This is a genomic window from Corynebacterium sp. AOP36-E1-14 (assembly GCF_052377495.1).
In the GTDB taxonomy this organism is placed as follows: Bacteria; Actinomycetota; Actinomycetes; order Mycobacteriales; family Mycobacteriaceae; genus Corynebacterium.
The window spans coordinates 76043-95692 of sequence record NZ_JBQSWV010000008.1; the positions used below are offsets into that span (position 1 = coordinate 76043).

The window sequence follows — 19650 nt, forward strand, 5'->3', positions numbered from 1 at the left end:
CTGCTGTGACTGCTACCGCCGGAACGGATCAGGCACCCGCGCCGACGCGGGCCTCCTCCTCGGCGTGCTCGTCGTCCTCGTCACCGGTGAGGAAGGCGTAGCTCACGCCCGCGATCGCCGCACCCACCAGCGGTGCGAGGATGAACAGCCACACCTGGCCGAGCGCGTCGCCGCCGGCGAACCACGCCACACCCAACGAACGGGCCGGGTTCACCGAGGTGTTGGACACCGGGATCGAGATCAGGTGGATCAGCGTGAGCGTGAGACCGATCGCCAGCGGGGCGAAACCGGCCGGGGCCTTCTTCGAGGTCACCCCGAGGATCACCCAGAGGAACACGGCGGTGAGCACGACCTCGGTGACCAGCACCGCGAGCATCGAGTAGCCGTCCGGCGAGAACTCGCCGTAACCGTTCGTCGCGAACCCGGAACCGCTGGCGCTGAAGCCGTCCTTCCCGTCGGCGATGACCCACAGGACGCCGCCGGCGACGGTGGCGCCGACGACCTGCGTGACCCAGTACGGCACCACGGCGGACCACTCGACGCGCTTGGCGACCGCACAACCCAGGGTGACGGCCGGGTTGAAGTGGCCGCCGGAGATGTGGCCGACGGCGTAGGCCGCGGTCACCACGGTCAGGCCGAAGGCGAGTGCGACACCGACGAAGCCGATGCCCATGTTGATCGTGCTGCCCGACTCGTCGGAGAGGACCTTCGCGGCGAGCACGGCGGAACCGCAGCCGCCGAAGACGAGCCAGAAGGTGCCGAGGAACTCGGCCCAGAGGCGCTTGGACATGGGAGGGGTGGGCATGGTGACTCCTTTTTTCAGTTGTGGGACCGGTGTCGGTCGGTAGTTCTACTAACTAACACCGTGCCCAGGGGAAAAGGAATACCCGGCATCAATATTTCTCTCGGGCCAGAGGTGTTGCTACTGGCTTGCCCGACGCAGCGGAAGGCGCAGGGGCGGAAATCGAGCATGGGATGGTTGAATCCGGTGATTCAACCATCCCACGCTCGATCTTCGCCCCTCTACGGGACCGGACCTCAGTTCAGGGCCACGTACTTGGCCTCGAGGTACTCCTCGATGCCCTCGGTGCCGCCCTCACGGCCGAAGCCGGACTGCTTCACACCGCCGAAGGGGGCGGCGGCGTCCGAGATCGCGCCCCGGTTGATGCCGACCATGCCGGCCTCGAGGTTCGTGGCCAGGTACTGCGCGTTCTCCAGCGAGGCGGCGAAACCGTAGGCGGCGAGGCCGAACTCGGTGTCGTTGGCCATCGCCACGCCCTCCTCCAGGGTGGAGAAGGTGGTGACCGTGGCGACGGGGCCGAAGATCTCCTCGTGCATGATGCGCGTGTCCGCCGGGACGTCGGTGAGGACGGTGGCCGGGTAGAAGTGGCCCGGGCCGTCCGGCACCTGCCCACCGGTGGTGACGGTCGCGCCGGCGGCGACGGCCTCGTCGACCAGGGCGGCGATGCCGTCGCGCTGCTTGGCGGTGATCATCGGCCCCAGCGTGGTGCCCTCGTCCATGCCGTGGCCCATCGTGACCTGCGACATCGACTCGGTGAGCCGGCGGGTGAACTCCCCGGCGACGGAGGCGTCGACGAGGAAACGGTTCGCGGCGATGCAGGCCTCGCCGCCGTTGCGCATCTTCGCGGCCATCGCGCCGGTCAGCGCGAGGTCCAGGTCGGCGTCGGCGGCGATGACGAACGGCGCGTTGCCGCCGAGCTCCATGGAGGTACGCAGCAGCTGGTCGGCGGACTGGCGCACCAGGGTGGCACCCACCGGCGTGGAGCCGGTGAAGGTGACCTTGCGCAGCCGGTCGTCGGCCATCAGCGTCTCGGAGATCGCCCCGGAGTGGGTGGACGGCACGATCGTGACCAGCCCGGACAAGTCGCCCAGGTCACCGGCGACCTCGGCGAGGGCCTGCTTGATGACCTCGCCGACGAGGATCATCGTCAGCGGGGTCTCCTTGGCGGGCTTGACCACCACGGGGCAGCCCGCGGCGAGCGCCGGGGCGATCTTGCGGGTGGCCATGGCCAGCGGGAAGTTCCACGGGGTGATCGCCAGGACGGGGCCGACCGGGTGCTTGGACACCAGGATGTGGCCGTTGCCGGCGGGTGCCTGGGTGAAGCGGCCGGGGATGCGCACGGCCTCGCCGGCGAACCAGCGGAAGTAGCTGTTGCCGTAGGTGACCTCGCCACGGGCCTCGGTGAGGGGCTTGCCCATCTCCAGGGTCATGGTGGTGGCGAAGTCCTCGGCGCGTTCGTTGACGATGTCGAAGACGCGGGTCAGGACGTCCGCCCGACGCTGCGGGGCGACGCGCGCCCAGGTCTTCTGCGCCTCGACGGCGCTGCTCAGCGCGTCGACGGCGTCGTCGGCGGAGCGGTCGGGCACGGTGACGAGCACCTCGCCGGTGGCGGGGTCCTCGACGTCGAAGGTGGCTGCGGCGTCCTTCACCTGGGTGGCGAGCAGGTCGGTCAGGTCGGACGGGAGTACGCGGTTGTTCATGGTTGTTCCTCCTGTGTTCTTCTCGTCTACTTGCCTACACCGTTGTCGCGGATGGCGTCGGCGAGCACGCCGAGCCCGTCGCGCAGCAGGTCCTCGCCGATGACGAGCGGCGGCAGCAGGCGCACGACGTTGCCGTCCATCCCGCAGGTCAGGATCAGGACGCCGCGGGCCTTGCACGCCTCGGCGACGGCCTTGGTCGTCGCGGCGTCCGGACGCCCGTCGGCGTCGACGAACTCCAGGGCGATCATCGCGCCACGGCCGCGGACCTCGGCCAGACCGGCACCGGCCGACTCGCCGACCAGCGGCTCGAGCACCTCGCGCACGATCTGCTCGATCTCACGGGCGCGGCCGTTGAGGTCGAGCTCCTCCATCTGGTCGATGGAGGCCAGCGCGGCGGCGCAGGCGACGGGGTTGCCGCCGTAGGTGCCGCCGAGCCCGCCGGGGTGCGGGGCGTCCATGATCTCGGCGCGTCCGACGACCGCGGACAGCGGCATGCCGCCGGCCACGCCCTTGGCGATGGTGACCAGGTCGGGGACGACGTCCTCGTGGTCGGAGGCGAACCAGTCGCCGGTGCGGCACATGCCGGCCTGGATCTCGTCGGCGACGAAGACGACGTCGTTGGCGCGGCACCACTCGACGATGGCGGGCAGGAAGCCCTCGGCCGGGTCGATGAACCCGCCCTCGCCCTGGATCGGCTCGATGACCACGCAGGCCAGGTTGGACGCGCCGACCTGCTGCTCCAGCGCGGTGATGGCGCGCTCGGCGGCCTCGGCGCCGGTGAGGTGGTCGCGCAGCGGGTAGGACACCGGTGCGCGGTAGACCTCGGAGGCGAAGGGCCCGAAACCGGACTTGTAGGGCATGTTCTTCGCGGTCATGGCCATCGTCAGGTTGGTACGGCCGTGGTAGGCGCGGTCGAAGACGGCCACGCCGTCGCGTCCGGTGTAGCTGCGGGCGATCTTCACGGCGTTCTCCACGGCCTCGGAGCCGGAGTTGAACAGCACCGCGCGCTTGTCGTGGTCGCCCGGGGTGATCTCGGCGAGCTTCTCGGCGACGCGGATGTAGGACTCGTAGGGCGAGATCATGAAGCAGGTGTGGGTGAAGTGCGCCGCGGCGTCGCTGACGGCCTCGACGACGGCCGGGTTGGACGCACCGACGGTGGTCACGGCGATGCCCGAGGCGAAGTCGACGAAGGAGTTGCCGTCCGCGTCGAGCAGGACGCCGCCGTCGGCGTCGACGACGTAGTGCGGCAGGTTCGGGGTGACGGCGCGCGGGACGACCGCGTCGCGGCGGGCGGCCAGCGCCTCGCTCTGCGGGCCGGGCGCGGTGGTGGTGGTCGTGCGCTCCTGCGGGAGGCGGTAGGTGAGGTCCTGCATGGGGAGGCTCCTTGTCTCTTCTGTCTCGTCTGTCTCGTTCTTCCGTTGCCGCCATTATGCGTGCCGACGTGACGTGGACGACATGGCCTACCTGTCGAACTTCTCGTTGCAGAATGTACAGTATGGCCATGTCCGACGACCTGACCCTGGCCTGGCTGCACGCCCAACGCGACCTCGACCTGCGACCGGTCGCCGGTACGGGTGTACCAGGCGCGGGCTTCTCGGTGATCCAGCCGACCGAGCTGACCGACCCGCGAGAGTTCCTGCAGCCCCACGCCGTGGTACTCACCGTCGGCGTGGCCCTCACCCCGGACCGCGTCGGCCGGGACGACCCCTTCCCCGACTACGTCCGACGCCTCGCCGAGGCGCAGGTCACCGCCATCGGCTTCGGCACCGGCCTCTTCTTTCCCACCGTGCCGCCCTCCCTGGTCACGACCGCGCGCGAGCACGGCATCGCGGTGATCGAGGTGCCGCGCCACACCGCGTTCATCTCGATCCTCAACACCGTGCTCGAGGAGCGCGCCCGTCGCGGCCGCCGGGAGCAGGAACGCCTGGTCGTGGTGCAGGAGAAGCTGAGCACCGCCGCGGTCGACGGCGGGCTGGACGCCCTGCTCGCCGCGACCTCCCGCCACCTGGACGCCGCGGTGGCGGTCACCGAGGACGACGGTCGGCTGCACGGCCGGCAGGACGCCGGGGCGTTGTCCGCGGTCGCGACCGCGCGCCGGCAACGCGACAGTGGAGCGGACGCACGTACGGAGGCGGGCACCGGCACCTGGCGCCTGACCCAACGCATGACGCCGCAGGGCGAACGCTTCCACCTGATTACGGTGCTGGCGTCCCACCCGTTCTCCCCGCACGACCGGGCGGTACTCAAGCACGCCGCCGGCCTGGCGGACATCCTGCTGCAACGCCCCGCCTACCTGCGGCGCAGCCGCACGGAGCTGAACACCCTGGCCATCCAGCTGCTGCTGGGCGTGCGCGGGGAGGACGGCACGAGGCCGGTGGGCGGCATCCTCGACGAGGCGTCCGACGGCGACGGGCGGGTCCGCCCCACGGTGGTCACCGCCGACCGCCCCCGGGAGCTGGACGCCGCCCTGGCCGAGGCCGACCGGCGTTCCGAGCGGGCGGGACGCCACCTGTTCGTCACCGGGTTGGACGCCACGACCGCGTTGCTGCTGTTCCGTGGGTCGCGCCGTGTGGCCGACATCGCCGGTGATTTCGGCCAGGCCGCCGCACGCGTCCGCGTCGCCGTGGGCGAACCCGTGGCCTGGGGCGAGGTGACCATGGATCGTGTGCGACGCCTCGAGACCGCCGCCCGCACCCTGACACCCGGCAGCCACGTGGGCCCGTACGGGGCGGGGGCGGACTGGCTGGAGCAGCCGGCGGTACGCGACGCCCTGGACCGGCGTGCCGGCGAAACCGTCGACCGCCTGCTCGGCGAGGGATCCGGCGGCGGGACCGGCAACGAGCTGACGGACACCCTGCTGGCCTGGCTCCGCGCCGGCGGGAAGGTCGCCGCCACCGCCGACACCCTGGGCGTACACCGGCACACGGTACGCACCCGCCTGGACCGCATCGCGCAGATCTGCGAGGTCGACCTCGACGACCCGGTCGTGCGGGCCGAGCTGCTGCTCGTCGCCGTCACCCGTACCGCAGGGTCATCCAGGGCGTAGGCGCGGAGAGCAACGAGCAACCGCCACGTCCCGCCTACACCCCGAAGTCGTCGCGGTGGAGCTCGCACCACCGGCGGAAGGTGCGCGGTGCGACGCCGGTGACGTTGCGGACGTCGTCGGTGAGCACGCCGGAGCGTCCTGCACGGAACAGTTCCTGCAGGTCCTGCAGGCCACGGGCCTGCGGCTCGGGGGTCCCGGCCGCGATGGACGCCTCGGCGAGCTCGCCGGGGGTGCAGTCGGCGACGGCGATCTCGCGTCCGAGCACGTCGGCGAGGATCCGCACCTGCTCACGCGTGCTCAACGCCTCCGGGCCGTTGAGGATGTAGCCGTGGCCGCGGTGCGTCGGGTCGGTCATCACCACCGCGGCGACACGGGCGATGTCGTACGGGTCGACCGGTCCGGTCAGACCCTCGCCGGTCGGGTCGGGGACGGGCCGTCCGGCGGTGATGGCCTCGCGCCACCACAGCGCATTCGTGGTCAGCGTGTTGGGACGCAGGTAGGTGACCTCCAACGACGAGCTGCGCAGGACCTCGTCGCGGGCGTTGATCGCCGCCCCGATCACCGGCATCGGGTGCAGTACCGTGCCGATCGAGGACAGCACCACGACGTGGGTCACCCCGGCCGCCGTCGCCGCGTCCACCAGCGTCTCCGCCTGGGCCGGCGACGGTGCGGCCTGCATGAAGAAGACGGTGTCGACACCCTCGCAGGCGGCGCGCAGCGCCTCGGCGTCGTCCAGGTCACCGACGGCGAGCTCCACCTCCTCCGGCAGGTGGGACGCCCGGGCGGGGTTGCGCACGTAGGCGCGCACGGCGTGGCCCTGCCCGGCGAGGATGGTGGCGAGCTCGCCGCCGACGTTGCCGGTGGCCCCGGTGATGAGAAACATGGTGCTCCTTGGATGTTGGTGGATGTTGGTGTCTCGGTACCCCGTACCTCCTCCACACTGCCCGCCGCGCGGTGGAACAGCCTGGCCCCGTTCGTCCCCCCTTCGCCCGCGTCCCACGCGCGGTATTCTGAACCCCATGAACGGGACCGACGTACTCGGCGCCCTGCTGCGCGCCTGGCGGGGACGACTGCAACCCTCCGACGTCGGTTCGCCCTTCGGCGACCACTCCACCCGCACCCCGGGGCTCCGTCGCGAGGAGGTCGCCTGGCTCGCCGGGGTCTCCGCCGACTACGTCAAACGCATCGAGCAGGGACGCGCCCGCCCCACCGCCGACGTGGTGCGCGCCCTGGCACGCGCGCTGCGGGCGTCCGACGACGAGACCGCGGTGGCGTTGCGCGTCGCCGGGCACACCGGGGACGTGCGCGCCCTGGTGCCCCGGACGATCACCCCGAGCGTGCGCAGGCTGCTCGACCGGTTGGACGACACACCCGTCGGCGTCTTCGACGCCACCTGGACCCGGCTCGACCACAACGCCCCCTGGGCCGCGCTTACCGGGGACGGGACAGGTGACGGGACGAATGCCGGCGAACCGGCGATGAACGACAACCTGGTGTGGCGCCACTTCCTCGGCGACGGCGACCGCGTCCACCACCCCGACCTCGACGCCTACCGTGCCTCGCTCACCGCCGACCTGCGCCGGGTGCACTCCCTGCACCCCACCGACCCGGACCTCACGACCCTGGTCGCCACCCTGCGCGCACACAGCGACACCTTCGCCACGATGTGGGACACCGCCGCGGTCGGTGACCACGGTGGCCAACGCAAGACCGTGGTGCACCCGGACGTCGGGGCCGTGGAGCTGGACTGCGACGTCGTGGACGTCAACAGTGGCGGCGGTGCCGGGCTGCACCTGGTGATCTTCACCGCCGCGCCCGGATCCGAGGCAGCCGGGAAGCTCGCGGCGCTCACTGGTGGGGCCACCGACACCGTCATGTCATCTGAGCCGCTGCCCAGGTGACGTCGGTGCCGCGTCAGAGCCGGCCGGAGGAGTGCAGCCAGTCGAGGACGTTGCGCGCGGGGTCGAGCACGTAGTGCTCCAGGGACCCCTCCGACAGGAAGGCGACGTGCGGGGTGACGAGGATGCGCGGGTCCGTGCGCTCCGGGGCGTCCGCGGCCGGCGGTTCGCCGAGGAGGACGTCCAGGCCCGCGCCGGTCAGCTGTCCGGAGTCCAGCGCCGCCGCGAGGTCCTCCACCACGACCAGTTCGCCGCGTGAGACGTTGACCAGGGTGGATCCACGGCGCATACGTGCCAGGGCCGCCGCGTCGACGACCCCGCGGGTGTCCTCCGTCAACGGCAGGTGCAGTGAGAGGATGTCGGACTCCTCCAGGAGACGGTCCGGGTCGACGAGCTCCACACCGTCGGGCGCGGTCTCCACGTAGGGGTCGTGGGCGATGACTCGACCGACCAGCGGGCCGGCGATCTCGGCGAGGCGGCGGGCGATGCGTCCGAACCCGTAGAGGCCCAGGGTCAGACCGCTGAGACGACGGGGTACGGCGTCCACGTCGTCTGTCCAGCCGCCCTCCGCGGTGACCCTGAGGCTCTCGCGCAGGTGCCGTTCGACGGCCAGGGCCAGGGTGAGGGCGTGGGCGGCGACCTCCTCGGTGGCCGCGGAGGTCAGGTTGACCACGCGGATGCCGCGGCGGGCGGCCTCCTCCCCGTCGATCATGTCGGTGCCGGCGCTCATGGTGGCGATCACGCCGACGTCCGGCAGCCGGTCGAGCAGCGGTTTGTCGATCCGGGCGTAGCCGACGACGAGGCCGACGGCGTGCTCCGTACCGTCCGGCAACTCCTGTACGCCGTCGCCGACGGGCAGGTCGGCGAGCACGGTGTCGCAGCCGGCGTCCTCGAGCAGGGTGCGTCCGGGCACGGGGTCGAGGTCGGTCTCGTCGGTGAAGAGGACCAGTGGTCGGGTCATGAGTTGTTCTCCTTGCTCTCGGCGAGCCGGTCGAGGTGGGTGGGTGCGAACAGGTCGAGCACGGCGGGCAGCACGACGACCCGCGGTTCGCCGGACACGAGCGCGCGGGCGACGGCGTCCGGCGCGTCCCCGATGGTGGTGGTCTCGGCGGTGACGCCGAAGGACTGCGCCAACGCCACGTAGTCGGGACGGGCGAGTTCGGTGGCGGTGGCGGTGCCGAAGGCACCCTCCATGTACTCGCGCAGGATGCCGTAGCCGCCGTCGTCGACGATGAACCACACGACGGGCAGGTTGTTCTGCGCGGCGACCGCGAGTTCGGCGATGCCGTAGAGCGCGCCGCCGTCGCCGGACACCGCCAGCACGGACGCCGGGGCGTCCTGCGCGGTGATGCGTCGGGCGAAGGCGGCGCCGAGGGCGGCGGGGAAGCCGTAGCCCAGCCCGCCGGCGCCCTGGGCGGAGGCGAAGTCGTCGTCGCGGACGTCCCACGCCGACCACGCCCAGTAGGCCAGCACGGTCATGTCCCAGTAGACGTGGGTGTCGTCCGGCACGGCCTCGCGCAGCCCGCTGACCAGGGCACGTTCCTTCTCCAGACCCTGTCCGGCGATGCGCCTGTCCACGGTGTCCAGCAGCCCGGCGACGCGGTCGGTGGCCGCGGCACGGCGGGTGGCGTCGGACGTCCTTCCGGACGCCTCGACGTAGCCGTCGAGCAGGGCGAGCGCTGCGCGGGCGTCGGCGTGGATGCCGACGCCGTCGTGGTTGGAGCCGAGCTTGCCGAGGTCGGCCTCGACCTGGATGACCCGGCCGCGCGGGGCGAAGGTGTGGTAGTTGCTGGACAGTTCGCCGACGCCGCTGCCGACGATGAGCAGCACGTCGGCGTCCTCGAGGAACTCGGTGGTGGCGATGTCCTCGATCCATGACCGGGCCGACAGCGGGTGGTCCCACGGCAGCACGGCCTTGCCTCCGACGGTGGTCACCACCGGCGCATCGAGGCGTTCGGCCAGGGCGACGAGTTCCTCCCGCGCACCGGCGCGCACCACACCGCCGCCGGCGAAGATGACCGGACGCTCGGCGTTCACGAGCAGGTCGGCGGCGTAGTCGGTGATCTCGGGCACCGGGTCCAGGGAGGACGGCTCGGCGCGGGCGGCGAGTGCGTCGCCCGTCAACGAGGGGACGGTACGTGCGGCGTCGGCCAGCAGGATGTCCTGCGGGACCTCCACCAGCACCGGTCCCTTCGGCGCGGACCCGGCGATGCGCCAGGCGTCCGCCACCGCGGTGGGGATCTGCGACATGGCACGCACCGTGACCACGTGCTTGACGACCCCGCGGAAGGAGTCGGACTGCTCGGGCAGCTCGTGGAGGTAGCCGTGGCGTCCGCCGCCGAGACCGGCGACGGGGACCTGCGCGCTCAGCGCGAGCACCGGGATGGAGGACGCCGCGGCCTCCTGCAGCGCCGCCAGGGAGGTCAGCGCACCGGGGCCGGTGGACAGCAGCAACGGTGCGACGGTACCGGTCACCCGGGCGAAGCCGTCCGCCATGAAGCCGGCGTTGTTCTCCACCCGGGCGCCGAGGTACGGCAGGTCCGAGCGGCGCAGCGCGTCGAACAGGCCGAGGGCGTGCTGACCGGGGAGCCCGATCACACCGCGGGCGCCGAGGGCGGTCAGGGTCTCGAGCACCACGTCCCCGCCGATGCGGGTCTGGTTGTCGGTCTTGTTTTCAGTCATCGCTACTTCACCGTCTCCTTCATGGTCGTGTTCTTCTTCTCGTTCTCGTGGTCCGCGCCCTTGATGCGTGCCGTCCACTTCGCCAGCACCTGCGGGTCCGTCGGCGGGGTGGCCAGGGAGACGGCCACGTAGACGACGAAGGAGGCCACCAACCCCACGTAGATCGGTTCGTTGGCCAGCACACCGCCGAGGCTCTCCTCTGCGTTGACCTCCATGACGACCATGGTCACGAGGGTGCCGACCGTGCCGGCGACCATCGACCACATCGCGCCCTTGCCGGTGCCCCGTCGCCAGACGATGCCGCCGATGATCGCCACGAGCAGACCACCGACCAGCAGGTCGTAGGCGATGGTCAGGGCGGCGACCACGTCCGGCACGACCATGGCGATGCCCAGCGTCAGGACACCGAGTCCCAGCACCCACAGCCGGTTTCCACGCACCTCGGCGGCCTCGGCGTCCGCCACCGCGTCCGACGGGGACGCCGGCGCCGGGCGGCCGAACAGGTCACGGATCAGCGGGACGACGTCCTCCCGGGCGACGGTGGACGCGGCGATGAGCCCGCCGGAGGCGGTCGACATCATCGCCGCCAGGCCGCCGGCCAGGGCGATGCCGCCGAGGCCGGCCGGGAGGATCTCCGTGGCGACCTGGGCGTAGACGTCGTCGCGGTCGGCGATGCCCGGCAGCAGCACCGCCGCGGCCATGCCGACGAGCGCCCCGACGACGGCGAAGAGGATGCAGTACACCGCGGCAGCCGTCCCTCCCCACCGTGCGACCTGCGGGGACCGGGCCGTGAAGACCCGCTGCCAGATGTCCTGTCCGATCAGCAGTCCCAGGGTGTAGATGACGAAGTAGGTGATGATCGACTGCAACCCGATGCCGCCGATGTCGAAGAACTCGTCGCCGAGCCGGTCGCGCATGCCGGCGAACCCGCCGACCTGGTTGAAGGACATGGGGAGCATCAGACCGAACACGGCGATGGTGATGACCACGATCTGCACCATGTCCGCCAGGGTGATCGACAACATGCCGCCGGTGCTGGAGTAGAACAGCACGATGCCGCCACCGACGACCAGGGCCAACCAGCGGTCCCAGCCGAAGAGCACCATGAAGATCGAGGCGTAGGCGCTGGTCGAGGTCACGGTGAGCATCACCGTGTAGCCCAGCATCACCACCGAGGCCACGCGGGTGGTCGTGCCGCCGTAGCGCAGGCCGAGCATCTGGGTGACGGTGTAGATCCGCAGGCGTTGCAGTAGTGGCGCGAAGGCGAGGCTGAGGATCAGCACACCGATACCGATGGCCGTGACCAGCCAGAACCCGGAGATGCCGAACTGGTAGCCCAGCCCCACGCCACCGACGGCGGAGGCGCCGCCGATGACGACCGCGGCCATGGTGCCGGCGTAGAAGACGGGTCCGAGGCGGCGTCCGGCCACGAGGTAGTCCGAGCGGTCGGTGACGCGGCGCTGCCCCCACCAGCCGAACAGCAGCATGACTGCCAGATAGAGCACGATGATGACGGTGTTTAACCAGTTCACTGGGGGTTCTCCTGTCGAGGTGGTCGGCCGACCGGGACCCTCGTCGCCGATGGTGGGATGTGCTGTGATGCAGACCTCACGACGGAGGCGGGGTGGCGTACGTCCCTTGATTGATCGGTTGTGGGGGCCTAGGCTAATCGTTAGTTGCCTCACTGGCAACAGGAAGTTCGTGAGAGACAACATCGCCGATACGGCGAACCCGATCAAGCAGGAGGTGCGGAGTCGTGAAGTCACTCCCCGTCGAGTCCGGCGGATACAGCTCACAACCGGGCAGGCGACTACGCGCCCTGCGGCAGCAGAACCGGATCACCCTGGACCAGGTGTCCCAGGCCACCGGACTGTCCAAGGGGTTCCTCTCCCGGGTGGAACGCGACGTAACCAGCCCCTCGGTGGCCTCCCTGGTCACCATCTGCGAGGTACTGGGCGTCTCCCCCGGCGCGATCCTGGACACCCCGGACACCGACGTCGTCCACCTCGACGAGGCGCCCCTGGTCGACCTCGGCGGTGAGGGGATCACCGAACGCCTGGTGACCCCGCGTGGACGCCATGAGCTGCGCATCCTGCACGCCGTCGTCGAGGGCCACGGCTCCGGCGAGTCCGAGCTCTACACCATGGACTGCACCGTGGAGTCCGTGCACGTGATCGCCGGGGAATTCACCCTGCAGACCCCCGACCAGGAGATCCACCTGCGCACCGGGGACACCGCCACCCTGCCCGGCTCCGAACCGCACTCCTGGCGCAACCCGTCCGCCGAACCGGCGACGGTGCTCTGGATCCTCGCGAACACCTGAACCACCACACGAGAACGACCGCACCCAGAAAACCACGAAAGGCACACCATGCTGAACACCCCGCGCGTCATCGACAACGGCAACATCGGCCCCGTCGACTCCTCCCTCGTCCCCCGCTACAGCGGCGAGTCGACCTTCGCCCTGCTACCCCGGCTCCGTGACGTCGTCGCGGACGGACGCGAGGCCGGGATCAAGGTCGTCGGTGTGCCCTTCGACACCGGCGTGTCCTACCGCTCCGGCGCCCGGTTCGGCTCCGGGCACGTCCGCCAGTCCTCCCGTCTGCTGCGCCCCTACAACCCGGCCACGGACACCTCGCCGTTCGCGCAGGTCCAGGTGGCCGACGCCGGGGACATGGCGGTGAACCCCTTCAACATCGACGAGGCCATCGAGTCCGTCGAGAACGACGCCCTGGAGCTCACCGCCGACGGCAGCTCGCTGATGACCATCGGCGGCGACCACACCATCGCCCTGCCCCTGCTGCGCGCGGCGACGAAGCGGGCCGGTCAGCCGGTGGCGTTCCTGCACTTCGACGCGCACCTCGACACGTGGGACAGCTACTTCGGTGCGGACTACACGCACGGCACCCCGTTCCGCCGTGCCGCGGAGGAGGGCGTGATCGACACCGAGGCCATCAGCCACGTCGGCACGCGCGGCCCGCTCTACGGACGCAAGGACCTGGAGGACGACCGTCGCTTCGGCTTCGGCATCCTGACCAGCTCGGACGTGTTCCGTCAGGGTGTCGACGAGATCGTCGACCGGCTGCGCACCCGCGTGGGCGACCGCCCGCTGTACATCTCGGTGGACATCGACGTGCTCGACCCCGCCCACGCCCCGGGCACCGGCACCCCGGAGGCCGGCGGAATGACCAGTCGCGAGCTCCTGGAGATCCTGCGCGGTCTGCGCGGCCTCAACATCGTCGGCGCCGACGTGGTGGAGGTCGCCCCCGCCTACGACCACGCCGAGATCACCGGCGTCTCGGCGTCCCACGTGGCCTACGACCTGATCACCCTGATGGCGGACCTGCGTGCGGGCAAGAGCATCGAGGACGCCGCGGGCGCCTGAGTGGCAGGGGCGTCGGGGGCGGCAGGCAGGGCCATGTCACCTGAACCACCGCCCAGGTAATCTTTCGGCAGTTTTCGTGCCTGGAGCGCGGCTCAGATGACGTCGGTACCGGAGCGGGGGTCCGCCAGGGCGACGGCTCCGGCGACGAGTGCCTCGAGCCCCCACTCGAAGGGGTCGTCGGCGTAGGGGTTCGCCGCCCCCCGCCCGTCGGAGTCGTCGGAGACCCGCACGGTGAAGGCGCTGACCACGTCCTGGAACACCGGGGCGTCGGTCTCCTCCGGCGCCGAGGAGAAGATCTCGGTCGGTGCGTTGGCGTCCATCGCCGAACCGTAGAGGAAGGACTCGAAGGCGATGACCACCGACACCACCCGGTCGCGCGGCACACCGGCCGCCACCAGGCCGGACGCCACGGTGTCGTACATGCGCCGCGTGGCCGGCGCGCCGGAGACCGGCATCGTGGCGATCAGGGGGACGAGCTCGGGGAAGGCCGCGAAAACCTCCCGGTAGGAGCGCGCCCAGTGCCGCAGGGCGTCCGGCAGCCCGGCGGCAGCACCGTCAGCCTCCGTGAGCGCGCCGAGCGCCGAGGCGTCCACCCCCGACATCACGGCGTCCTCGACGAGCAGCAGCAGGTCAGCCTTGTTGCGGATGTGGTTGTACAGGGCCGAGACGGCCACGCCGAGCCGGTCGGCGAGTCGTTTCATCGTCAGGCATGACTGGCCCTCGTCGGTGACCAGGGCGAGCGCGGTCTCGGCGATGCGGTCCCGGTCGAGCACCGGGGCGGACGGACGCCCGGCGCGGCGGCCCCTGCCCCGCGGTGATTGTTCCTCTTCCACAACCATTCCGCCCTCTCCAGTCGTCTGCGCCACGGCCCGGGCCCGGTCTGGCCCGCGATGTCACAGGTATTTTACATTCGCGTCTAAACCCGCATTATCCCAGGTGACGGGCACTCATGGGAAATGAGAGGCCCCCGCAGCGCCCGTCACCGCGCATATTTTTCGGTCCCGGGGTCTGGCGCACGGCCGGTGAGAGCTGTACCGTCTCGTTAAACGAACGTGATTCATTTAACAAGGAGGACACATTCATGAGCCCCACCACCCGTGAGAGCGACGTCGTCGTCATCGGTGCCGGTCCCGCCGGACTCACCGCCGCCTACACCCTGGCCAAGGCAGGCAGGTCCGTCACCGTCCTGGAGGCACGCGACCGGGTCGGTGGACGCACCTGGAACGGCGCCGCCCTCGACGCCGACGGCGCACCCCACTTCATCGAGATCGGCGGCCAGTGGATCTCCCCCGACCAGACCCGGCTCACCGAACTCGTCGACGAACTCGGCCTGGACACCTACCCGCGCTACCGCGAGGGCAAGTCCGTCTACGTCTCCCCCGACGGCTCCCGCCACACCTACGAGGGTGACCGCCTCCCCTGCTCGGAGCACACCGAGGCCGAGATGGACAAGCTCATCAAGCTCATGGACGACCTCACCGAGGAGGTCGGCGCCGAGGCCCCGTGGGCCGCCGAGCGTGCGCAGGAACTCGACACCGTGCCCTTCCGCGACTGGCTCGGCCAGCACAGCGACGACCCCGAGGCCATCGACAACGTGTCGATCTACGTCGCCTCCGGCATGCTCACCAAGCCGTCCTACGCGTTCTCCACCCTGCAGGCCGTGCTCATGGCAGCCTCCGCCGGCTCCTTCTCCAACCTCGTCGACGAGGACTTCATCCTCGACCGCCGCGTGGTCGGCGGCATGCAGTCGGTCTCGCTCACCCTCGCCGAGAAGATCCGCGGGCTCGGCGGCGAGATCGTGCTGTCCTCCCCCGTGCGCGAGGTGACCTGGTCCACCGTCGACCCCGACACGCAGGACGCCGCCAACGGCATCGCCGCCGACGTCCGCAACGGCGCGCCCGGCGCCGACGGCGCCCCCGGTGACGTCACCGTCGTCGCCGACGGTGCGACCGTCCACGCCCGCAACGTGGTGCTGGCCGTGCCGCCGAACCTGTACAACCGCATCCAGTACGTGCCGCCGATGCCCCGTGAGCAGCACATCGCCCACCAACACATCTCCATGGGCCTGGTCATCAAGATCCACGCCGTCTACGAGACCCCGTTCTGGCGTGACAAGGGCCTGTCCGGCACCTCCTTCGGCGGCGGACGCCTGGTCCAGGAGGTCTACGACAACACCAACGTGCAGGCCGACGCCGACGGCAACCCCGTCGAGGACGCCAACGGCACCCTCGTGGGCTTCATCTCCGACGTCTACGCCGAGCAGATGTGGGCCCTGTCCGAGGCCGAGCGCAAGGAGGCCATCCTGTCGGCCATGGCCGACTACCTCGGCCCGGAGACCATGGAGCCCATCGCCTTCTACCTCTCCGACATGGCCGCCGAGGAATGGACCCGCGGCGCCTACGCCACCAGCTACGACCTCGGCGGACTGCACCGCTGGGGACACCTGCAGAACCGTCCGACCGGCCCGATCCACTACGCCTGCTCCGACATCGCCGCCGAGGGCTACCAGCACGTCGACGGCGCCGTGCGCATCGGCGAGGCCGTGGCCACGAGCATCCTCGAGGAGCTCTGAGGGGCATGACCACCAACATCGTCGTCGGATACAGCGCGACCTCCAGCGGTCGCGACGCCCTCCACCTCGGCACCGCCATCGCCCGCGAGCGCGACGCCCACCTGCACCTGGTGATGATCATCCCGGCGGACAACCCCTTCACCAGTTCCCTGCCCTACGACGGGAACTACGAGAAGATCCGCAACAGGCAGCTGCAGGACTGGCTCGACGAGGCCGCCACCACCGTGCCCGACGACGTCCGGTGCTCCACCCACCTGATCAGCCACCCCTCCGTCCCCGAGGGACTGCTCGAGGCCACCCACCGCCTCGGCGGGGACCTGATCGTGGTCGGCCCACGCCCCGGTGCGGTCCTGCACCGCCACCGGCTCGGCACCATGGCCACCAACCTGCTGCACACCGCCGACGTCCCGGTGGCCCTGGCACCCACCGGCTACAACCACCCCGGGCCGCTCGGCCACGTCACCGCCATGTTCGGCCCGCGCCGCGGCGCCACCGACCTCGTCGGCGAGACCATCGCCACCGCACGCTCACGCCACATCCCGCTGCGCCTGGTCTCCCTGGTCACCCAGGACATCGCCGACCGCACGGCACCGCAGGACGCTTCGGCGGTGACCAGCGGCGTCCTGCACGACCTGCAGACCTACGCGTCCCGGCGACTCGCCGAGGACGCCGCCGAACTCGTCGAGGACGGCCACGCCACCACCCACATCGCCACCGGACGCGACGTCCCGGCCGCCATGGCCGAACTGTCCTGGCACCCAGACGAGATCGTGCTCGTCGCGTCCTCCCGCCTGGCCGCCCACGGCCGCATGTTCCTGGGCTCCACGGCGAAGAAGATGCTGCGCGTCGCCCCCGTCCCGGTGGTGGTGATCCCCGCCGGCTACACCGCCTACAGCGCCGCCGGCGACCCGACCACCGGGAGGCTGCCATGAGTACCGCCACCAACGAAACGTCCAGCAGCACACTGCCCAGCGACAAGGGCCTGGCCAAGGGCCAGATCGGGGTGCTCGGCACCGTGGTCATCGGTATCGGCTGCATCGCACCGGCCTACACCCTGACCTCGGGGCTGGGACCGACCATCGCCGAGGTCGGCTCGCACGTGCCTGCCGTCCTGATCCTGGGTTTCCTGCCGATGCTGCTCGTCGCCTTCGGCTACCGCGAGCTCAACTCCCGCTTCCCCGACTCCGGCACCTCCTTCACCTGGGCCACGAAGGCCTTCTCCCCGTGGGTCGGCTGGATGGGCGGCTGGGGACTGATCGCCGCCACCGTGATCGTGCTGTCCAACCTCGCCGCCGTGGCCGTGGACTTCCTCTACATCCTGCTCGGCCAGATCCTCGGCAACGACGACATCGCCAACCTCACCCGCAACCTGTGGGTCAACATCCCCACCACCCTGGTGTTCATCGCGATCGCCGCCTGGATCTCCTACCGCGGGCTGGGCTCCACGAAGATGCTGCAGTACATCCTGGTCGCCATCCAGCTGGTCGTGCTCACCGCCTTCGCGGTGTCCGCGATCGTGCAGGCCAACAACGGCAGCTCCTTCGACCCCACCCCGGTCAGCCTGGAGTGGTTCAACCCCGCCGGCATCGAGGACTTCTCCGTGATCGCCGCCGGCATCTCGCTGTCCATCTTCATGTTCTGGGGCTGGGACACCACCCTGACCATGAACGAGGAGACCAAGGACCCGAAGACCACCGCCAGCCGGGCGTCCACGATCACCGTGGTGATCATCATCGCCCTGTACACGCTGTGCGCGGTGGCCGTGGTCGCCTGGGCCGGCACCGGCACCGAGGGCCTGGGTGCGGGCAACCCGGAGAACCAGGAGTCGCTGTTCGCCGCCCTGGCCTCCCCGGTGATGGGACCGTTCGCGATCCTCATGTCGATCACCGTGCTGACCTCCTCGTTCTCCTCGCTGAACTCCACGATGATCTCCCCGTCACGCACCATGCTGGCGATGGGCTACTACCGGGCGCTGCCGCCGGTGTTCTCGAAGATCAGTCCGCGCTACCGCACGCCCTCGATCGCCACGGTGGCCTCGGCGGTGGCCGCCGGCGTGTTCTACACCGTCACCCGGCTGATCAGTGAGAACGCCCTGTGGGACACGATCACCGCACTGGGCCTGATGATCTGCTTCTACTACGGCATCACCGCCCTGGCCTGCGTGTGGTACTTCCGACGCGAACTGTTCGTGTCCCCGCGCAGCATCATCTTCCGTTTCCTGTTCCCCCTGATCGGCGGGGTGTTCCTGCTGGTCATGTTCGTGCAGACCGCAGTGGACTCCCTCGACCCGGACTACGGTTCCGGCAACTCGATCGCCGGGGTGGGCATGGTCTTCATCCTCGGCGTGGGCGTGCTGCTCATCGGCGTGGCCCTGATGTTCTGGACGCGCCTGCGCCACCCCGCCTTCTTCCGCGGCGAGACCCTGCCGGTCTCCGAGTCCACCAGCGACAGTGCCGACCCCGCCGAAGAACCTGCTGCCGAACCGATCGAGGAGCCTGCTCCATGACCACGACCACCACCATGCCCGCGGAGTGGGCACCGCACGAGCGCACGTGGATGTCCTTCCCCACCGCCAACGACACCTTTGGTACAGATGAATCAGGTGATGCAGGTGATCTGGCCCGCGCCCGCCGCGCCTGGTGCACGGTCGCCCGCACCGTGGCCCGCTACGAGCCGGTCACCGTGGTCGCCGACCCGTCCGACGAGGACGTCGCCCGCGAGATGCTCGGCACCGACGTCACCGTCACCACCGCACCGTTGGACGACGCCTGGATGCGCGACTCCGGGCCCACCTTCGTCCTCGACGACGACGGGTCCCTGCGCGCGGTGAACTGGATCTTCAACGGCTGGGGCGCCCAGCAGTGGGCCGCCTGGGGGAAGGACGCCCACCTCGCCACGGCCGTCGCAGGCGCTGCCGGCGCTGCCGGCATCCCCGTCGCCGACTCCCCCCTCGTCGCCGAGGGCGGCGGCCTGCACGTCGACGGACGCGGCACCGTCCTGCTCACCGACACCGTCCAGCTCGACCCGGACCGCAACCCCGGGTGGACGAAGCAGCAGGTCGAGGCAGAGGTCCACGCCCGGCTCGGCACCCGCCACGCGGTGTGGCTGCCGCGCGGACTGACCCGCGACTACGACGGTTTCGGCACCCGCGGCCACGTCGACATCGTCGCCTGCTTCACCGAGGCCGGCCACGTCCTGCTGCACCGCCAGGACGACCCCGCCCACCCCGACCACGAGGTCTCCCGGCAGCTGCGCGCCGTGCTCGAGGACACCGTCGACGCCGACGGACGGCCCCTGCACATCGTGGACCTGCCCGCCCCTGCCGTCCTGCGCGACGACGAGGGCGACTGGGTCGACTACTCCTACATCAACCACCTGGTCTGCAACGACGCCGTCATCCTCTGCGCCTTCGGCGACGAGGTCGCCGACGAGCGCGCCCGCGGCATCCTCGCGGCGTCCTACCCGGGGCGCACCGTGGAGCTCGTGGACGCCCGCGACATCTTCGCCTTCGGCGGCGGCATCCACTGCATCACCCAGCAGCAGCCGGCGGTGGAGCGTGGCTGAC

16 protein-coding genes are annotated in these 19650 nt (G+C 70.6%); 8 read left to right on the forward strand and 8 right to left on the reverse strand.

The genetic code is table 11. The features are described 5' to 3' along the window. Positions 1-28: 28 nt before the first annotated feature. From aqpZ to gabT, 3 genes are all read right to left on the reverse strand, one after another. The gene (aqpZ, locus tag ACT3TD_RS05655) at positions 29-805 is read right to left on the reverse strand and encodes an aquaporin Z (RefSeq protein WP_301444281.1); all 777 of its coding nucleotides are present in this window, start codon (positions 803-805) and stop codon (positions 29-31) included. A gap of 233 nt (positions 806-1038) precedes the next feature. Continuing rightward, entirely contained in the window at positions 1039-2502 is a 1464-nt protein-coding gene (locus tag ACT3TD_RS05660) for an NAD-dependent succinate-semialdehyde dehydrogenase (protein ID WP_441579203.1), read from the reverse strand. A gap of 26 nt (positions 2503-2528) precedes the next feature. Continuing rightward, on the reverse strand, positions 2529-3875 hold the full coding sequence (gene gabT, locus ACT3TD_RS05665; protein WP_444614910.1) for a 4-aminobutyrate--2-oxoglutarate transaminase: 1347 nt from the start codon (positions 3873-3875) through the stop codon (positions 2529-2531). A gap of 128 nt (positions 3876-4003) precedes the next feature. On the opposite strand from gabT, the gene ACT3TD_RS05670 reads away from it, so the two are divergent. Next, the gene (locus ACT3TD_RS05670) at positions 4004-5548 is read left to right on the forward strand and encodes a PucR family transcriptional regulator (protein WP_444614909.1); all 1545 of its coding nucleotides are present in this window, start codon (positions 4004-4006) and stop codon (positions 5546-5548) included. Positions 5549-5582: 34 nt separating this feature from the next. Here ACT3TD_RS05670 and ACT3TD_RS05675 read toward each other — a convergent pair whose 3' ends face one another. Then, positions 5583-6431, reverse strand: a complete 849-nt coding sequence (locus ACT3TD_RS05675; RefSeq protein ID WP_441579205.1) for an NAD(P)H-binding protein — start codon at positions 6429-6431, stop codon at positions 5583-5585. Between the two features lie 136 nt (positions 6432-6567). On the opposite strand from ACT3TD_RS05675, the gene ACT3TD_RS05680 reads away from it, so the two are divergent. Further along, positions 6568-7449 carry a helix-turn-helix domain-containing protein gene (locus tag ACT3TD_RS05680; protein WP_441579206.1) on the forward strand — a complete coding sequence of 294 codons (882 nt, stop codon included), beginning with the start codon at positions 6568-6570 and terminating at the stop codon, positions 7447-7449. A gap of 13 nt (positions 7450-7462) precedes the next feature. On the opposite strand, the gene ACT3TD_RS05685 is transcribed toward ACT3TD_RS05680, so the two are convergent. The 3 genes from ACT3TD_RS05685 to ACT3TD_RS05695 are packed head-to-tail and all read right to left on the reverse strand — an operon-like array spanning position 7463 to position 11615. Next, entirely contained in the window at positions 7463-8407 is a 945-nt protein-coding gene (locus tag ACT3TD_RS05685; RefSeq protein WP_441579207.1) for a C-terminal binding protein, read from the reverse strand. After that, positions 8404-10128 (reverse strand): thiamine pyrophosphate-binding protein, encoded by a 1725-nt coding sequence (locus ACT3TD_RS05690; protein ID WP_444614907.1) that lies wholly within the window; start codon positions 10126-10128, stop codon positions 8404-8406. The genes ACT3TD_RS05685 and ACT3TD_RS05690 overlap by 4 nt, the downstream gene beginning before the upstream one ends. Positions 10129-10130: 2 nt before the next feature. Beyond that, positions 10131-11615 (reverse strand): sodium:solute symporter, encoded by a 1485-nt coding sequence (locus ACT3TD_RS05695; protein WP_441579210.1) that lies wholly within the window; start codon positions 11613-11615, stop codon positions 10131-10133. 269 nt (positions 11616-11884) lie between these two features. Here ACT3TD_RS05695 and ACT3TD_RS05700 point away from each other — a divergent pair, with 269 nt between their 5' ends. After that, positions 11885-12451, forward strand: coding sequence for a helix-turn-helix domain-containing protein (locus tag ACT3TD_RS05700; protein WP_301443073.1), 567 nt, complete (start codon positions 11885-11887; stop codon positions 12449-12451). Between the two features lie 48 nt (positions 12452-12499). Beyond that, entirely contained in the window at positions 12500-13513 is a 1014-nt protein-coding gene (speB, locus tag ACT3TD_RS05705) for an agmatinase (protein ID WP_301443072.1), read from the forward strand. A gap of 92 nt (positions 13514-13605) precedes the next feature. On the opposite strand, the gene ACT3TD_RS05710 is transcribed toward speB, so the two are convergent. Then, positions 13606-14352, reverse strand: a complete 747-nt coding sequence (locus ACT3TD_RS05710; RefSeq protein WP_441579605.1) for a TetR/AcrR family transcriptional regulator — start codon at positions 14350-14352, stop codon at positions 13606-13608. A gap of 242 nt (positions 14353-14594) precedes the next feature. Here ACT3TD_RS05710 and ACT3TD_RS05715 point away from each other — a divergent pair, with 242 nt between their 5' ends. From ACT3TD_RS05715 to ACT3TD_RS05730, 4 genes are read left to right on the forward strand one after another with little or no spacing between them, the layout of a single operon-like run. Beyond that, entirely contained in the window at positions 14595-16085 is a 1491-nt protein-coding gene (locus ACT3TD_RS05715; RefSeq protein WP_441579604.1) for a flavin monoamine oxidase family protein, read from the forward strand. A gap of 5 nt (positions 16086-16090) precedes the next feature. Next, complete coding sequence (locus ACT3TD_RS05720; protein WP_444614906.1) at positions 16091-17017, forward strand: universal stress protein; 927 nt, start codon at positions 16091-16093, stop codon at positions 17015-17017. Then, the gene (locus ACT3TD_RS05725; protein WP_444614904.1) at positions 17014-18591 is read left to right on the forward strand and encodes an APC family permease; all 1578 of its coding nucleotides are present in this window, start codon (positions 17014-17016) and stop codon (positions 18589-18591) included. The genes ACT3TD_RS05720 and ACT3TD_RS05725 overlap by 4 nt, the downstream gene beginning before the upstream one ends. Then, positions 18588-19649, forward strand: coding sequence for an agmatine deiminase family protein (locus ACT3TD_RS05730; RefSeq protein ID WP_444614903.1), 1062 nt, complete (start codon positions 18588-18590; stop codon positions 19647-19649). The genes ACT3TD_RS05725 and ACT3TD_RS05730 overlap by 4 nt, the downstream gene beginning before the upstream one ends. Position 19650 lies beyond the last annotated feature (1 nt).

Bases quoted from the DNA above. Each gene is read 5' to 3' on its own strand.
- ACT3TD_RS05670 (WP_444614909.1), top strand. From the start codon at position 4,004: ATGTCCGACGACCTGACCCTGGCCTGGCTGCACGCCCAACGCGACCTC.
- ACT3TD_RS05680 (WP_441579206.1), top strand. From the start codon at position 6,568: ATGAACGGGACCGACGTACTCGGCGCCCTGCTGCGCGCCTGGCGGGGA.
- gabT (WP_444614910.1), bottom strand. From the start codon at position 3,875: ATGCAGGACCTCACCTACCGCCTCCCGCAGGAGCGCACGACCACCACC.
- ACT3TD_RS05715 (WP_441579604.1), top strand. From the start codon at position 14,595: ATGAGCCCCACCACCCGTGAGAGCGACGTCGTCGTCATCGGTGCCGGT.
- ACT3TD_RS05725 (WP_444614904.1), top strand. From the start codon at position 17,014: ATGAGTACCGCCACCAACGAAACGTCCAGCAGCACACTGCCCAGCGAC.
- ACT3TD_RS05730 (WP_444614903.1), top strand. From the start codon at position 18,588: ATGACCACGACCACCACCATGCCCGCGGAGTGGGCACCGCACGAGCGC.
- ACT3TD_RS05695 (WP_441579210.1), bottom strand. From the start codon at position 11,615: ATGCTGCTGTTCGGCTGGTGGGGGCAGCGCCGCGTCACCGACCGCTCG.
- ACT3TD_RS05710 (WP_441579605.1), bottom strand. From the start codon at position 14,352: ATGGTTGTGGAAGAGGAACAATCACCGCGGGGCAGGGGCCGCCGCGCC.
- speB (WP_301443072.1), top strand. From the start codon at position 12,500: ATGCTGAACACCCCGCGCGTCATCGACAACGGCAACATCGGCCCCGTC.
- ACT3TD_RS05675 (WP_441579205.1), bottom strand. From the start codon at position 6,431: ATGTTTCTCATCACCGGGGCCACCGGCAACGTCGGCGGCGAGCTCGCC.
- ACT3TD_RS05660 (WP_441579203.1), bottom strand. From the start codon at position 2,502: ATGAACAACCGCGTACTCCCGTCCGACCTGACCGACCTGCTCGCCACC.
- ACT3TD_RS05685 (WP_441579207.1), bottom strand. From the start codon at position 8,407: ATGACCCGACCACTGGTCCTCTTCACCGACGAGACCGACCTCGACCCC.
- ACT3TD_RS05720 (WP_444614906.1), top strand. From the start codon at position 16,091: ATGACCACCAACATCGTCGTCGGATACAGCGCGACCTCCAGCGGTCGC.
- ACT3TD_RS05690 (WP_444614907.1), bottom strand. From the start codon at position 10,128: ATGACTGAAAACAAGACCGACAACCAGACCCGCATCGGCGGGGACGTG.
- aqpZ (WP_301444281.1), bottom strand. From the start codon at position 805: ATGCCCACCCCTCCCATGTCCAAGCGCCTCTGGGCCGAGTTCCTCGGC.